Genomic DNA, 15700 nt, shown 5'->3' on the forward strand with positions numbered 1-15700 from the left:
ATTTACCGCCAGGCGCGAGGTATTTACCGCCGTCAGGCGAGGTAGTCGTTGGGCATGCTGTCCATCATCTGCTTGGTCATCCGGACCGCATACTCAGAGCTGCCGCCGCCGACGATCAGCGCGGCGAACGCCATGTCACCGCGGTAGCCGGCGAACCAGGCATGCGATCCACCCTCGAACTCCGCCTCCCCGGTTTTTCCATGGACGTCGCCCTCGTCCGCGATGTCCTTTGCCGTGCCGTTGGTGACCACCAGGCGCATCATCGACCGCAGGCCGTCGAGCATCTCTGGGCTGATCTGCGGGCGGTCGCCGGTGACCCCGGTCGGCTTGCCGATGATGAGCTCAGGCGTCGGGGTCTTCCCGGCCGCCACCGTCGCCGCAGCCAGTGCCATCCCGAACGGGCTGACCAGCACCTTGCCCTGACCGAAACCGTCCTCAGTGCGCTCGGCGAGATTCACCGTCGGAGGCACCGAACCGGAGATCGTCGAGATCCCGTCGATCTGGTAGTCGGGCCCGATGCCGTACTGGGAGGCCGCGACCGTCAGCGCAGTCGGTGGCATCCGGCTGGCCAACTCGGCGAACGTGGTGTTGCACGAGTTGGCGAACGCCTTGGACATCGGGACGGTGCCGAGGTCGAAGTTGTCGTAGTTCGGGATGGTCCGCTGACCGATATCGATGGTGCCGGGGCAGCCGAGCAGGGTGTTGGGCGAGGCCATGGCGCGATCGATCGCTGCGCCCGCGGTAATGATCTTGAACGTCGACCCTGGCGGGTACAGGCCGTTGGTGGCTACCAGGCCGTCCGCATCGGCGGCCGCATTCTGTGCGACGGCCAGGATCTCGCCGGAAGAGGGCCTGATCACCACCAGCATCGCCTTACGACCCTGACCGTTGACGGCCATCTGGGCGGCGTTCTGGACCGTGCGGTCCAGCGTGATGGAGACCGACGGCGCCGCTGCCGGCGCGACCTCGTTGAGAATGTCGGCCTCGGCGCCGTTTTGGTTGACGCTGAGTACGCGCCAGCCGGCCTCGCCGTCGAGGTCGTTGATGACCGCCTTCTTGACTTCACTGATGATGGCCGGGGCGAAATTGTCGTCGGTAGGCAGCAGATCAGCTTGCGGGCTGATCACGACGCCGGGCAATTGGCCGATGGCGGGCTCGACGCGATCGTTATCGTCCTTGCGCAGCGTGATCAGGTTCAGTGGCCCGTTCGCCGAACTGGCTTCCTCGGCCAGGCGCTGCGGGTCGAGCGTGTCATCGAAGGGCCGAAGTGCGTCGACCACGGCCCGCGCGGTCGGCATCAGGTTCTGACCGGCCCTGGCCGCGTCGAGCTCGTACTGATACAGGTTGCCCGGCACCAACACGTCACTGCCGCCCAGTTCGTTCACCGAGGCGCGCCGCGGCGGGTCGGCCCGCAACTCCAAGGTCTGATGTTCGCCCAGCCGCGGATGCAAACCTGTTGCGGCCCAACGGACTTCCCAGTGCCCTTCCTCGCGGATCATGTTCAGCTGACCGTCGTAGGTCCAGGTCCGGTTCTTGGGCAGGTGCCAGGTGTAGCGGTAGGCGATTGTGCCGGTGTCCTCGGCGTAGCGCGAGGAGAGAATCGCCGCGTCCAAATGGGTGGCCTGTAGCCCGGCCCAGGAGGCGTTGAGCGCGTTGCGGGCGTCCTCAGGACGGTCGGTCAGCAACGACGCCGACGAGGTGTCACCGACCGTGAGTGCGGCGAAGAACTTCTCCGCCGCGGGACCGGGCCCGTCGGGGCGGGGGGTGCACGCCGAGAGGCCTGCGACGACGAGGCCGGTAACGGCGAAGAACGCGGTGAGCCGGGTGGCCCTGAGTCGGGCAACTGTGGCCCGTGTGACTAGTGATGCTTTTGTGACCATTGGGGCTGATGTTAGAACCGCGGCAGTTGATAACGGTTGAGACACACCGCGCGTTCGGCGCGCTCAATCAAGCAAAACGGTGGCGAACGTCCCGACCTGCGTGAACCCGACAGCCGCGTAGGCCGCCCGGGCAACGGTGTTGAAATTATTGACGTACAGGCTGGCGATCCGGCCACTGGCGACCACCGCTGCCGACAGCGTCGCGGTGCCCGCCTCGCCCAGGCCCTGGCCACGTCGTTCGGGATGCACCCAGACACCCTGAATCTGGCCCACCGACGGTGATTGCGAACCGACCTCCGCTTTGAACACCACTTCGCCGTGCTCGAAGCGGGCCCAGGCCCGGCCGGCGGCGATCAGACCGGCCACCCGGCGCCGATAGCCGCGGCCACCATCGCCCATCCTGGGGTCGATACCGACTTCGCCGATAAACATATCGATCGCGGCGACCAGGTAGGCATCCAGTTCATCGGCCCGGACCCGTCGAACAGTGGGGTCGACCGGACAGAGCGGAGGGCCACTGAGGGCCAGCAGCGGCTGGTCGTCCCGCACGTCGCGCGCAGGGCCCCAACCGGTTTCGAGTCGCTGCCACAACGGGAGCACCAGATCAGCCCGACCGACCAGCGATGAACAGCGACGGGCCGTGCTCATCGCCTTATCGGCGAAGGCATGAAGATCGGAGGTGGTGCCGCGTAACGGGATCAGATTTGCGCCGGCGTAGCACAGCGACTCCTCGGCGTGCCGCCGCGTCCAGAGCTCACCGCCGATGGCGTTCGGATCGATTCCATGGTCGGCGACTCGAGCGGCCACCATGCAGGATCCCACCGGGTCGGCATCCAAAACCCGGCTGACCGCAGCGCCGTCGCGCACCACAGATATCCGCCGCTCGTCGACAAGACGAAAAAGGGGTGGAGCCGACATGGGCATACTTTCTAACGGCGGAAGCCGGTGTTACCGCATATCAGCTTACGGTCACGATGGGCGAACCGCTTGCAGATAATCCCGACCCGTCATCGATGCCTTGCTCGGCGGCGATTTTCATTGCCTCTTCGATCAGTGTCTCGACGATCATCGCCTCCGGCACGGTCTTGATGACCTCGCCCTTGACGAAGATCTGGCCCTTGCCGTTGCCCGAGGCCACCCCGAGATCTGCCTCACGAGCCTCACCCGGGCCGTTGACCACACAACCCATGACGGCGACCCGCAGCGGGAAATCCAGCCCGTCCAGGCCGGCGCTGACGGCGTTGGCCAACGTGTAGACGTCGACCTGAGCCCGTCCACAGGACGGGCACGACACGATCTCCAGGCCGCGCGGGCGCAGGTTGAGGGACTCCAGAATCTGGTTGCCGACCTTGATCTCCTCGGCGGGCGGGGCAGACAGCGATACCCGGATGGTGTCGCCGATCCCCCGAGACAGCAGCGCGCCGAAGGCCACCGCGGATTTGATGGTGCCCTGAAACGCCGGGCCCGCCTCCGTCACGCCGAGATGCAGCGGGTAATCGCACTGGGCGGCCAACTGTTCGTAGGCTTCGACCATCACGACAGGATCGTTGTGCTTGACGCTGATCTTGATATCGCCGAACCCGTGCTCCTCGAACAGCGAGGCCTCCCACAGCGCCGATTCGACAAGCGCCTCCGGGGTGGCCTTGCCGTACTTCTTCAGCATCCGGGCGTCGAGCGAGCCCGCGTTGACACCGATGCGGATGGGAATGCCGGCAGCGCCGGCGGCCTTGGCGACTTCTTTGACCCGGCCGTCGAATTCCTTGATGTTGCCGGGGTTTACCCGCACCGCGGCGCAGCCGGCGTCAATGGCCGCAAAGATGTACTTCGGCTGAAAGTGGATATCGGCGATGACCGGGATATTCGCTTTCTTGGCGATGATCGGCAGTGCGTCGGCATCCTCTTGCCGGGGGCAGGCCACGCGCACGATGTCGCAGCCCGAGGCCGTCAACTCCGCGATCTGTTGCAGCGTCGCATTGATGTCGTGGGTCTTGGTGGTGCACATCGACTGCACCGAGATCGGCGACTCACTGCCGACCCCCACGCCGCCCACTTTGAGCTGACGCGTTTTTCGCCGCGGTGCGAGGGTGGGCGGCGGCGGTGCCGGCATGCCCAGCCCGATGGCTGTCGTCATGGGATCTCCTACTGGAAAAGTCGGATCGGGTTGACCAGGTCGGCAGTCACCGTCAACAACATGTATCCGCCCACGACGATCAGGATCACGTACGTGGCGGGCATCAGTTTCAGGTAGTTGACGGGTGCTGCGGCGACCTTGCCGCGCGCCGCCCGGAACATATTGCGGATCTTCTCGAATATCGCGATCGCGATATGGCCACCATCGAAGGGCAGCAGCGGCACCAGGTTGATCGCCCCCAGCACGAAATTCAGTTGCGCCAGGAAGAACCAGAACGCCACCCATAGACCGTGATCGACGGTATCTCCACCGATGATGCTCGCGCCGACCACGCTGATCGGGGTGTTCGGATCGCGTTCGCCGCCACCGATCGAGTGCAGCAGCGCGGGGATCTTGGTGGGGATCGTGGCGAGTGACTTTCCGAGCTGGACAGCCAGATCACCGGTGAAGGCGAAGGTCGCTGGCACCGCGGACAGCGGGTTGTACTCCGTGGGGCCGAAGTAGGCGGCAGCGACGCCGATGGCGCCGACAGTGCTGGGCTCAGCGGCGTCCTTGCCGGTAAAACGCTGCGTTTGGGTGACGTCGACGACGGTGGCGAACGTGGTGGCCTTACCGTCCTCGGTGCGCTCCACGACGAACTGGGTGGGACCCGACGCCTTGCGCACGGCGGCGACCATCTGCTCGAAGTTCGACACCGACGTATCGCCGACCTTGGTGACCACGTCACCGGATTTGAGACCGGCCAACGCGGCCGGACCAGGTCCGGTGCAGTCGGGGCCCAGCTTGTCCTTGGCGATTTGTGCTTGGACACAACTGGTTTCGCCGACCATCGCATTCGTGGGCTGGTTCAGGTTGGGCAGACCCCAGATCACGGCGATCCCGTAGATCAGCACCAGGCCGATGATGAAGTTCATTCCCGGCCCGGCGAAGAGCACCGCGACCCGCTTCCAGACCTTCTGCCGGTACATCGCATAGGGGCGGTCTTCTGGCGCGATCTCGTCGACCGACGTCATCCCGGCGATATCGCAGAACCCGCCGAGCGGGATCGCTTTCACTCCGTACTCGGTGGTGCCGAGCCGATTGGGACGTCGCGTCGACCAGACGGTCGGACCGAACCCGACGAAATACCGCCGCACCTTCATTCCGGTCGCGCGGGCCACCCACATGTGACCGCATTCGTGCAGCGCCACCGAAACCAGAATGGCCAGCGCGAACAGCGCAATACCCACTACGAACATCATCGGGCTGGCTGAACCTCCTGTGCGGCGTGCTCCTTGCTCCGGCGCTCTATCGATCTTAGGGCCGTCTCGCGGGCCCACCGCTGCGCGTCAAGTACGTCGTCCACGGTAGCCGGTTGCGCGGCCCATTGGTCGCCACCGTGCAGCACCTCGGCTACGGTGCGCACGATCGCGGGGAATGAGATGCGCCCGTCGAGAAATGCAGCTGCCGCTTCTTCGTTGGCCGCGTTGTACACCGCGGTCATACAGCCACCGGTCGAACCGGCCTGCCTGGCCAGGTCCACCGCTGGGAAGACCGTGTTGTCCAGCGGCTCGAATTCCCAGGTCGAGGCGGTGCTGAAATCGCATGCGCTGGCCGCAGCCGGTACCCGGGCCGGCCAGCCGAGAGCCAGCGCGATCGGCAATTTCATATCGGGTGGGCTGGCCTGGGCAATCGTCGAGCCGTCGACGAAGGTGACCATCGAATGAACAATGGACTGCGGGTGCACCACCACGTCGATCCGGTCATACGGGATGCCGAACAGGAGATGGGTCTCGATGAGTTCAAGGCCCTTGTTGACCATCGACGCCGAATTCAGCGTGTTCATCGGCCCCATCGACCACGTGGGATGGGCGCCTGCCTGCTCGGGAGTGACGGTCTCCAGCGCGTCGGCATTCCACCCGCGGAACGGTCCGCCCGACGCGGTCAGGACAAGTCTGGCGACCTCGTCGGCGGTCCCGCTGCGTAGGCACTGCGCCAGCGCGGAGTGCTCGGAGTCGACGGGCACGATCTGACCTGGCGCCGCGGCCTTGAGAACCAGCGGCCCGCCGGCGATCAACGATTCCTTGTTGGCCAATGCCAGGCGCGCGCCAGAAGCCAGGGCCGCCAGCGTCGGCTTCAGCCCAAGGGCCCCTACCAGCGCATTGAGGACGACGTCGGCCTCGGTGTCCTCGACGATCCGGGTGGCGGCCTCTGGCCCGCGGTAGCGGGCCTCGGTCGCATTCGGGTTGGCGACGGCGACGTTGGTGACACCGGTTTCGGCCTGCTGCCGTGCCAGTAGCTCGGGGTTGCCGCCCCCGGCGGCCAGGCCGACCACCTCGAACCGGTCGGGGTTGGCAGCGATCACCTCGAGCGCCTGAGTGCCGATCGATCCGGTACTGCCCAGGATCAGAACCTTCAAGCGCTTCTCGGTGCGCGGAACTGCCACTTGTCCATTGTGCCGCGCCCGCAGTGCCGGCAATGCCAGCTACCGCAACTCGGAGCCAAAAATGACGCAAATGTGACGTGGGACGTCCGGGGCCAGTCCGGGACGGATACCGACCCGAATGTCTAACGCAATGACCGGAAGACAAAGGAGTCACCTCATCATGAAGCCTCTCCACACCAGAGTCGTCACGGCCAGCTTCGCCGCCGTGGCCGTCCTAGGAATGGCGGCCTGTTCGAAAGAGGAAGCCGCCTCGACAGCGTCCTCTGCCACCTCAGCGGTCTCCTCCGCAGTCGAGAGCGCCACCGCGACGACCACCACTCCCGCCGCGGCACCGGCTGCAGATCTCATCGGCACCGGGTGTGCGGCATATGCCGAGCAGGTACCGTCCGGGCCGGGGTCGGTCGCCGGAATGGCGCAGGATCCAGTCACCGTTGCAGCGTCTAACAACCCGATGCTCAAGACGCTGACCCAGGCACTGTCCGGCCAGTTGAACCCGGAGGTCAACCTGGTGGACACGCTCAACGGCGGACAGTTCACCGTTTTCGCGCCCACCGATGACGCCTTCGCCAAGCTCGACCCGGCGACCATCGAGAAGCTGAAAACCGATGCGCCGCTGCTCAAGAGCATCCTGACGTATCACGTCGTGCCGAACCAGGCCAGTCCCGCGCAGGTGGCCGGCGACCACAAGACCGTCGAAGGTGGCACGGTTACGGTGACCGGAGCCGGTAACGACCTCAAGGTCAACGACGCCGGGCTGGTCTGCGGTGGCGTCAAGACCGCCAACGCAACCGTCTACATGATCGACACGGTATTGATGCCACCCGCAGCCTAATCCGCCGCGCTAGGACCGACAGGGCAGCCCAGAAACCCCCGACCTGGGCTGCCCTGTCTTTTTTTGTCGTCAATAGCGTTGCAGCACAACCCATCCGAGTCCGCCGCGGCTACGAATAACAGTCATGACAACGTTGGCCCTGATCGGCTTTCTGGGCGGACTGATCACCGGCATCTCACCGTGCATCTTGCCGGTGCTGCCGGTGATCTTTTTTTCCGGCGCGCAGAACCGGCCGTATGCAGTAATCGCCGGGCTGGTCCTGAGTTTCAGCGTGGTCACACTGGCCGGATCGGCGCTGCTGTCCCTGCTGCACCTGCCCCAGGACGCCCTGCGATGGGCCGGCATCATCGCCCTGACGCTGATCGGCCTCGGCCTGATCGTCCCACGGTTCGAACAGCTGCTGGAGAAGCCGTTCAGCCGGATTCCTGCGTTCAACGCCAGCGAAGGGCGTAGCGGGTTCGGCCTCGGCCTGGCACTCGGCGTGTTGTTCGTCCCATGTGCGGGACCGGTGCTGGCGGCGATCGTGCTGGCCGGCGCCACCGGTTCCATTGGCCCCGAAACACTAGTTTTGACAATAGCTTTCGCCCTCGGCACCGCGATCCCCCTGTTCATCTTCGCCATGGCCGGACAGCGGGTCACCGAACGGGTCGGCGCCTTCCGGCGCCGCCAGCGGCAGATCCGCGTCGCCGGCGGTGTCGTGATGCTCGCCTTCGCGGTAGCGATCACCCTGAATCTGCCGGCAACACTGCAGCGAGTCATTCCCGACTACACCAGCCCGTTGCAGGACAAGGTCGGTGGCTCGCAGGACCTCGCGGAGAAACTGAACCTCGGCGGGTTGATCAATGACCAAAACCGCGAATTGTCCAACTGCTCCAACGGAGCGGCCACCTTGGAGAGCTGCGGAACCGCGCCCGATATCAAGGGCATCACCGGCTGGTTCAACACGCCGGCCAATTCGGCAGTTGACCTGAAGTCGTTGCGCGGCAAAGTTGTGCTCGTCGACTTCTGGGCGTACTCGTGTATCAACTGCCAACGGGCCATTCCGCACGTCACCGATTGGTATTCGAAATATCGGGATTCCGGCCTTGAGGTCATCGGGGTGCACAGCCCGGAATACGCGTTCGAAAAGGATCGCGACAACGTCATCAGCGGAGCTGCCGCTCTGGGAATCACCTACCCGGTCGCCCTGGATAACAACCTGTCGACGTGGACCAACTACCGAAATCGGTACTGGCCCGCGGAATATCTCATCGACAACACCGGCACCATCCGACACATCAAATTCGGCGAAGGTGATTATCAGGTCACCGAAAGCCTGATCAGGCAGCTGCTCACCGCCGCCAGGCCCGGTGTGATCCTGCCTCCCGCCAGCGAAAACGCCGATACCACTCCGGAATCCGGGCTGACACCAGAAAGCTATTTCGGAGTCGGAAAAATGGTCAACTATGGCGGACCGGATGTCTACGATCAGGGTCAGGCAATATTCTCTTATCCACCAACACTTTCCGATGACACCTTTGCGCTGCGCGGCCCCTGGAAACTGGACTATCAAGGTGCCACTGCAGACTCCGATGATTCCCATATCGAGTTGAACTATCGCGCCAAGAGTGTTTACCTGGTAGTCGGTGGCACCGGAACAGTCACAGTGCACCGCGACGGCAGGACCACCCTCATACCGGTCAGTGGTCCGCCGACATTGCGACAGATTGTCGCAACCGACAATATCGCTCGCGGACACGTTGAGCTGCAGTTGAGCCAAGGACTGCAAGCGTTTTCATTTACTTACGGCTGATGGTTGTTTCCACTTCTTCGAAATGGATACCCATCCGTGACGCGAACAGATCCGAATAGTTACCGAACGAGCGAGACGACCACCGCGTCCCGCTTCATCCGACAGAATTGAGACTGACCATGAAAGCACTTTCCAAGACCTTCACCCTGACCAGCCTGACCGGGTTGGCGGCGGGCGCAATGCTGGCGGGTTCGATCAGCGTCGCCAACGCCGCTCCGATGGCGCCGGAAAGCCTTGTCGGACCAGCATGCGCCACCTACGCAGAGCAGGTACCGACCGGTCCCGGTTCGGTCGAGGGCATGGCCATGGATCCGGTTGCGGTTGCCGCATCGAACAATCCGATGCTGACCACCCTGACCTCAGCGGTATCCGGCCAGCTCAATCCGGACGTCAACCTCGTCGACACCCTCAACGGCGGTGACTTCACGGTGTTCGCCCCGACCGATGCCGCTTTCGCCAAGCTGGATCCGGCCACCATCGACAAGCTCAAAACCGATGCGCCGCTGCTGACCAGCATCCTGACCTATCACGTGGTCCCCGGCCAGCTGAGCCCGTCGCAGGTCGTCGGCACCCACAAGACCGTCGAAGGCCAGGACGTCACCGTCACCGGGATGGCCAATGAACTCAAGGTTGACGACTCATCCGTAGTGTGCGGCGGCGTCAAGACCGCCAACGCAACGGTGTACATGATCGACACCGTCCTGATGCCGCCGGCCGGTATGTAAGTAGACGCAGTAGATCGTAGACGGGGCGGTCCCTACAGGGTGGGGACCGTCCCGCCGTCTACCACCAGGTCGATCCCGACCACCGATGCGGCCGCGTCCTATACCAAAAAATGCGACCACAGTGGCGATTTCGTTGAGCTGGGCGGGCCACCGAGTGGAATGCCGCCCAGGGAAGCCATCACGGCATCCAGCGCGGCCGTCCGGTCGATGCCGCCGGTGACCACTGCTTTTTTACCGCGTAGATCGACGGTCATACCTGCTCCCTGCCGTCGGTGGTGTCGGCGCGAAAGATTGGCCAGCACAGGTCGGTCACCCACTCGGCGGCGTCGTCGGTGTCCCACGAAAAGCGTTGGTAGTACTCGCGCAATGGGCCGTCGACACTGATCTCACGACTGGTGGCGTACGAACCGAGCGCACTGTAGGCAAGATCGACATCATCGTGCGGTCCGCGGTGCCGGATGACGGCGAGTTCGGCGGCCGGGAGCAGAACCGGGCCCTGCTCGACGGGGAGGAACACCATCACCTCACCGCGGTCCGCGTCGAATATGTCGAACCCGTAGAGAGCACCCAGCGCACCGGTCGGTGTTAAGCGCTCCGCGGTCACCGTAGCGCGCAGGTCCCCCACAGCTTCTTGCCAGAATTCGATTACATCCTCGCGATCGACGACGGCGTGTTTGGCGATCGCGGGTGTAGCCGGCACGCTGCGGAATCCGATCGCCGTATCCGTCGGTTGATCGAGGATGGCGCGCAGCGACTCCACCGCCTTGCGGGTCGCGGCGAGTTCAGCTTCCAATGCGGCCAGGTGACTACCGATCAGCGCATTCCGATCGCCCGGCGCCGCCGCCAGCACGGCACGGACATCGGCGACGGGCATATCCAACTCCCGCAGTCTGCGCACCACCTGCGCGGTGGGCACCTGTGCGGGCGAGTAGTACCGGTAGCCGCTGGACGCATCGATACGCGCGGGTATCACCAACCCGACCTCGTGGTAGTGCCGCAGCGTCTTCACGGTGAGTTGGGTCATTCGCGAGAAATCGCCGATCGACAGCGTTTGGTCGCGTCGTGGGTTCATGGTCCCAGTCTGGGGTCTCCCGTCAGGGGAAGGTCAAGCCGGACGTGCCAGCCAGAAGGGGAGTTGAGCGCGGCGCTGCTTTTGCCTGCCCGTCAGCCCGGCGGGAAATGCTCCACCCAGTGCCTGGCGATATCGACCCGCCGGGTGATCCACACCAAGTCGTGCGACTGCACATGGTCGAGGAAGCGTTCCAGCGCGGCGGTCCGCGCCGGGCGCCCGACGAGCCGGCAATGCAGACCGACGGACAACATCTTCGGCGACCCCGCCGCGCCTTCGGCATAGAGCACGTCAAAGGCATCGCGTAGATAAGTGAAAAACTCTGCACCACTGGGAAATCCGCTAGTCGAGACGAACTTCATATCATTGGTGTCCAGGGTGTAAGGCACCACCAGGTGGTTGTTGCCCTCAACCTTCGTCCAGTACGGCAGATCGTCGGCATAGGAATCCGAGTCGTAGAGGAAGCCGCCATGCTCGACGACCAGACGCCGCGTCTGCGGCGAATCCCGACCGGTGTACCAGCCCAGCGGGGCGGCTCCGGTCAATTCGGTGAGCATCGCCACCGCCTCGGCCATATGCTCCCGCTCGACCTCGGGGTCGACGAGCTGGTAGCTCAACCAGCGCAAACCGTGGCAGGCGATCTCATCGCCACGCTCACGGAAGGCGGCAACGGCCTCGGGATTGCGGGCCAGCGCCAACGCGACGGCGAAGATGGTCAGCGGCAGGTTTCGACGCTCGAATACGCGTAGCACCCGCCACAGACCAGCCCGGGAGCCGTACTCGTAGAGCGATTCCATGCTGAGGTGGCGATTCGGAAATGGCTGCGCACCAACTATTTCCGACAGGAACGTCTCTGATGTCGGATCGCCGTGCAAAACACTGTTTTCCCCGCCCTCTTCGTAATTGAGGACGAACTGCACGGCGATATTGGCGTTTCCCGGCCAGTTCGGTTGCGGCGGATTCGGCCCGTACCCGATCATGTCCCGCGGGTAGTCGCCTGTGCAGTGGCCGAGCATCATGGCTGCATTGTTTCAGCCGAAAGGAAACAGGGCAGCATGACAGTCATGAGTACGGTGCTGTGGTTTCGCCGCGATCTGCGCACCGCAGATCTGCCCGCCCTGATCGACGCCGCAGCCGATGACGGCGAGGTGCTCGCCTGTTATGTGCTCGATCCCCGCCTGAGGGCATCCTCGGGGCCGCGGCGACTGCAGTTTCTCTACGACTCCCTGCGCGAATTGCACGACGCCCTCGACGGCAGACTGTTCGTGACCGAGGGCAGGCCAGAGGAACGCATTCCCGCCCTGGCCAACGCCGTCGATGCGACAGCGGTGCACATCTCTGCCGACTTCTCCCCCTTCGGACGCCGCCGCGACGACGTGGTGCGTGCGGCCCTGGCCGAGCACAACGACATCGAGTTGGTGGCGACGGGCTCGGCGTATCTGGTGTCACCCGGGCGGGTCACCAAGGACGACGGCACCCCGTACAAGGTGTTCACCCCCTACTTCCGACGCTGGCAAGAGCACGGTTGGCGTTCGCCGGCGAAATCCGACGCCGGATCGGCGCGCTGGATCAACCCCGCTGACGCCGCCGCCGCAGGCGCCGGACCCACCCTCGATATCCCACCACCAGGCACCGAGCTCAGCATTGCGGCGGGTGAGACGGCAGCGCGGCAACGCTGGTCGGATTTCCTCGACAGCGGCGTCGCCGGATACGCCGAGGACCGCAACCGGCCGGACCTCGACAGCACCAGCCGGATGTCGCCGTACCTACATTTCGGCAATATCCACCCACGGACGATGGCTGCCGATCTCGGGAGCGGCACCGGCCCCCAGGCGTACCTGCGCGAGCTGGCGTTTCGGGATTTCTATGCGTCCGTACTCGCCGAGTGGCCACGCAGCGCGTGGTGGAACTGGAACAGCAGCTTTGACGGTATCCGGGTCGATGAGGGGGCCGACGCCGAGCGGCTGTTCACCGCATGGAAGGACGGCAGAACTGGTTTTCCGATCGTCGACGCGGGCATGCGCCAGCTTCGCGAAACCGGTTTCATGCACAACCGGGTCCGGATGATCACGGCGTCCTTCCTGGTCAAGGACCTGCACCTGCCATGGCAATGGGGTGCCAGGTGGTTCCTGGAGCAGCTGCTCGACGGGGATATGGCCAGCAATCAACACGGCTGGCAGTGGGCCGCCGGGTGCGGCACCGACGCGGCCCCGTACTTCCGGGTGTTCAATCCCGACACTCAGGCCAAGAAGTTCGACCCGGCCGGCGCCTACGTCGGTCGCTGGGTTCCTGAGCTGGGCACTGAAGATTATCCCGGCCCCATCGTGGACCACGGCAGCGAGCGTGCGGAGGCATTGCGCCGCTACAGCGAGATCGGCTGAGACCGGTATGTCAGAATTGCGTCGCACACATTCAGCCCTACCGTCAGGAGTCGCCGTGGTCAGCACCGAGGTGGAGCGCTACGACGACGGTGTCGACACCGCCGAAGTCCCGTCGGCCAAGTGGGGCTGGAGCAAGATCAACTACCGGACCTGGCACGGCGTCGGCATCTTCGGCGTCATTTTCCTGCTGTGCATGCTGCGCGGTAACCACGTCGGGCATGTCGAGGACATCTTCCTGATCGCCTTCGCCATCCTGGTGCTGTTTGTGGTGGTCCGCGATATGGTCGGCCGCAAGCGCGGCTGGATCCGGCAGTAGCCGGCTAGCCCTCAGCCCACTAGCCCTCGTCGGCAGCCAACTGTCCACACGCTGTGCCTATTCGCGTGAGCTCCAGTCAGCTGCCTCCTTCGTCGGCAGCCAACTGTCCACACGCGGCGGCTATTTCCCGTCCGCGCGTATCGCGCACCGTGCACGACACCCCCTTGGCCTTCACCCGCCGGACGAACTCCCGCTCGACAGGTTTGGGACTGGCGTCCCACTCGCTGCCGGGTGTCGGGTTCAGGGGAATGAGATTGACGTGGACCAGCGAGCCAAAGGCGCCGTGCAGCTTCTTGCCCAATAGGTCCGCCCGCCACGGTTGGTCGTTGACATCGCGGATCAAGGCGTACTCCACCGATACCCGCCGTCCGGTGGTGTCGGCGTAGTAGCGGGCGGCATCAAGGACCTCGGCGATATCCCAGCGGGTGTTGACCGGTACCAACGTGTTTCGCAGCTCATCATCGGGAGCGTGCAGCGACAATGCCAATGTCACGCCGAGCCGCTCGTCGGCCAGCTTGCGGATCGCCGGGGCCAGCCCCACCGTGGACACCGTCACCGACCGTGCCGAGATCCCGAAACCGTGTGGCGGCGGCTCGATGATCTGCCGGACGGCAGAGAGCACCCGGTTGTAGTTTGCCAGCGGCTCGCCCATTCCCATGAACACCACATTGGACAACCGGTCGTCGAAATCGTCGCGCAATGCCGCCGCGGTGCTGCGGACCTGTTCGACGATCTCCCCTGTCGACAGGTTTCTGGTCAAGCCACCTTGGCCCGTCGCACAGAACGGGCAGGCCATCCCGCAGCCCGCCTGCGATGAAATGCAGACCGTGTTGCGCTGCGGGTAGCGCATCATCACCGACTCGAAGGTGGTGCCGTCGACCGCGCGCCACAACGTCTTTCGCGTCTCCCCCGCATCACACTGAATTTCGCGGGCCGTCGTCAGCAGCGGCGGGAACAGGGCGGTCGCCACCTGCTCGCGCACTGCGGCGGGCAGGTCGGTCATCAGTGCCGGATCGGCGATCAGCCGGCCGTAGTACTGGTTGGCCAGCTGTTTGGCACGGAACGCGGGTAGCCCCAACCCGGTCACCGCAGCTGCTCGCGCCGCTTCGTCGAGGTCGGCGAAATGCTGGGGCGGCAGCGCGCGCTTGGGGGCGGTGAAGACCAGTTCCTGTTTCATGCGGACACCTTCTCTGACGCCGTATCGGCACTGAGCACCTCACGCACCGCCGCATCGACAGTGGCCAGCACCTGTTCGTCGACTCCCGAACGGCCCCGCACGAAAACCGATGCGCGGTTGGCTACGGGCAGGCCGTCGGCAAGGCAGAGACCATCCGGTAGCCGGCCGATCATGGGGAGCAGGGCAACGCCAAGACCGGACCGGACCGCTGAGGTCAGGCCCGACAGATCCGAACATTCGGCGACGATCCGATAGTCCGTGCCGAGCTTGTCCAGCGCGGCGAAGGCCGGCTCCCGCAAGGTGCACGGCTCGGAGTAGATCACCACCGGTAACGGTTCGGACGCCGGAAGAACCAAGCCGCGGGCCGAAATCCATTTCAGTGCAATCATTCCCGATGCGTGGGTGCGATCCCAGCCTGAACCGTCCAGCATCACTGCCACGTCGACGGCACCGTGCTCGATGGCATCGGCCAGCGCGACGTTGCGATCGAGCCGGAATCTGATCCGCCAGTCCGCCAACCGCTGACCCAACGCATCGGTCAGGCCCGGCAGCATCACGTCCGCACCGTGTTCGGTAGCACCGATCAGCAACACTTTTTCCTCGGCAGCACCGAGATCGGCCAGGGCGCCGTCGTGGACGGCAAGGATTTTGCGGGCGTGCACCACGACGCGGTGACCGAGTTCGGTGAACACCATCCCGCGCCCGGAACGCTCGACGATCGGGGCGCCGACCACACCTTCGATGCGCCGCACGTGCTGACTGACGGCGGATTGCGTCAGATGCAGTACCGCCGCAGCTCGGTGAAATCCGCCACAGTCGGCCACCGCCACGACACTGCGCAGCGGGACGATGTCCAGGGCCTGACTCACGGCGCCAACATACTCTGATCAGCAGATCAGATCAATTTCTCTGGTCGGGCACCTGCGATGCACGAGCACTGATCGTGATTCGTGATCGGTCGTCGGTGATATT

General features: G+C 64.6%; 15 protein-coding genes. 5 read left to right on the plus strand and 10 right to left on the minus strand.

Annotated elements, in window-relative coordinates:
• Nucleotides 1–32: 32 nt before the first annotated feature.
• From ADBZ9O_RS22780 to dxr, 5 genes are all read right to left on the minus strand, one after another.
• Complete coding sequence (locus tag ADBZ9O_RS22780) at nt 33–1880, minus strand: penicillin-binding transpeptidase domain-containing protein (RefSeq protein WP_526525181.1); 1848 nt, start codon at nt 1878–1880, stop codon at nt 33–35.
• A 63-nt stretch (nt 1881–1943) separates the two neighbouring features.
• Complete coding sequence (locus ADBZ9O_RS22785; RefSeq protein WP_526525182.1) at nt 1944–2798, minus strand: GNAT family N-acetyltransferase; 855 nt, start codon at nt 2796–2798, stop codon at nt 1944–1946.
• A gap of 40 nt (nt 2799–2838) precedes the next feature.
• Nucleotides 2839–4011, minus strand: coding sequence for a flavodoxin-dependent (E)-4-hydroxy-3-methylbut-2-enyl-diphosphate synthase (gene ispG, locus ADBZ9O_RS22790; RefSeq protein WP_526525183.1), 1173 nt, complete (start codon nt 4009–4011; stop codon nt 2839–2841).
• A gap of 8 nt (nt 4012–4019) precedes the next feature.
• A complete protein-coding gene (locus tag ADBZ9O_RS22795; protein ID WP_526525184.1) occupies nt 4020–5252 on the minus strand; it encodes a M50 family metallopeptidase in 1233 nt (410 codons plus the stop codon).
• A complete protein-coding gene (dxr, locus tag ADBZ9O_RS22800) occupies nt 5249–6436 on the minus strand; it encodes a 1-deoxy-D-xylulose-5-phosphate reductoisomerase (protein WP_526525186.1) in 1188 nt (395 codons plus the stop codon). Before dxr ends, ADBZ9O_RS22795 begins: the two co-directional genes overlap by 4 nt.
• Nucleotides 6437–6596: 160 nt before the next feature.
• Between dxr and ADBZ9O_RS22805 the strand changes: the two genes are divergently transcribed.
• The 3 genes from ADBZ9O_RS22805 to ADBZ9O_RS22815 all read left to right on the plus strand — a co-directional run bounded on the left by ADBZ9O_RS22805 (nt 6597) and on the right by ADBZ9O_RS22815 (nt 9785).
• The gene (locus tag ADBZ9O_RS22805) at nt 6597–7268 is read left to right on the plus strand and encodes a fasciclin domain-containing protein (RefSeq protein WP_526525187.1); all 672 of its coding nucleotides are present in this window, start codon (nt 6597–6599) and stop codon (nt 7266–7268) included.
• A gap of 124 nt (nt 7269–7392) precedes the next feature.
• A complete protein-coding gene (locus ADBZ9O_RS22810) occupies nt 7393–9060 on the plus strand; it encodes a cytochrome c biogenesis protein DipZ (protein WP_526525188.1) in 1668 nt (555 codons plus the stop codon).
• Nucleotides 9061–9239: 179 nt separating this feature from the next.
• Nucleotides 9240–9785 (plus strand): fasciclin domain-containing protein, encoded by a 546-nt coding sequence (locus ADBZ9O_RS22815; protein ID WP_526533396.1) that lies wholly within the window; start codon nt 9240–9242, stop codon nt 9783–9785.
• 98 nt (nt 9786–9883) lie between these two features.
• Here the strand turns inward: ADBZ9O_RS22815 and ADBZ9O_RS22820 are convergent, their stop codons facing one another.
• The 3 genes from ADBZ9O_RS22820 to puuE all read right to left on the minus strand — a co-directional run bounded on the left by ADBZ9O_RS22820 (nt 9884) and on the right by puuE (nt 11870).
• Nucleotides 9884–10039, minus strand: coding sequence for a hypothetical protein (locus tag ADBZ9O_RS22820; RefSeq protein ID WP_526525189.1), 156 nt, complete (start codon nt 10037–10039; stop codon nt 9884–9886).
• Nucleotides 10036–10857, minus strand: coding sequence for a MerR family transcriptional regulator (locus ADBZ9O_RS22825; RefSeq protein ID WP_526525191.1), 822 nt, complete (start codon nt 10855–10857; stop codon nt 10036–10038). Before ADBZ9O_RS22825 ends, ADBZ9O_RS22820 begins: the two co-directional genes overlap by 4 nt.
• A gap of 92 nt (nt 10858–10949) precedes the next feature.
• Nucleotides 10950–11870 (minus strand): allantoinase PuuE, encoded by a 921-nt coding sequence (gene puuE, locus ADBZ9O_RS22830; protein ID WP_526533398.1) that lies wholly within the window; start codon nt 11868–11870, stop codon nt 10950–10952.
• A gap of 48 nt (nt 11871–11918) precedes the next feature.
• Here puuE and ADBZ9O_RS22835 point away from each other — a divergent pair, with 48 nt between their 5' ends.
• Together ADBZ9O_RS22835 and ADBZ9O_RS22840 are read left to right on the plus strand one after the other, a co-directional pair.
• Nucleotides 11919–13235 (plus strand): cryptochrome/photolyase family protein, encoded by a 1317-nt coding sequence (locus ADBZ9O_RS22835; protein ID WP_526525193.1) that lies wholly within the window; start codon nt 11919–11921, stop codon nt 13233–13235.
• Between the two features lie 55 nt (nt 13236–13290).
• Entirely contained in the window at nt 13291–13551 is a 261-nt protein-coding gene (locus ADBZ9O_RS22840) for a DUF2631 domain-containing protein (protein WP_526525195.1), read from the plus strand.
• Nucleotides 13552–13627: 76 nt separating this feature from the next.
• On the opposite strand, the gene rlmN is transcribed toward ADBZ9O_RS22840, so the two are convergent.
• Together rlmN and ADBZ9O_RS22850 are read right to left on the minus strand one after the other, a co-directional pair.
• The gene (rlmN, locus tag ADBZ9O_RS22845; RefSeq protein WP_526525196.1) at nt 13628–14728 is read right to left on the minus strand and encodes a dual-specificity RNA methyltransferase RlmN; all 1101 of its coding nucleotides are present in this window, start codon (nt 14726–14728) and stop codon (nt 13628–13630) included.
• Nucleotides 14725–15597, minus strand: a complete 873-nt coding sequence (locus ADBZ9O_RS22850) for a LysR family transcriptional regulator (protein ID WP_526525197.1) — start codon at nt 15595–15597, stop codon at nt 14725–14727. The genes rlmN and ADBZ9O_RS22850 overlap by 4 nt, the downstream gene beginning before the upstream one ends.
• Between the last annotated feature and the right edge of the window lie 103 nt (nt 15598–15700).

The sequence above is a fragment of the Mycobacterium sp. genome, from assembly GCF_965229105.1.
GTDB lineage: Bacteria > Actinomycetota > Actinomycetes > Mycobacteriales > Mycobacteriaceae > Mycobacterium.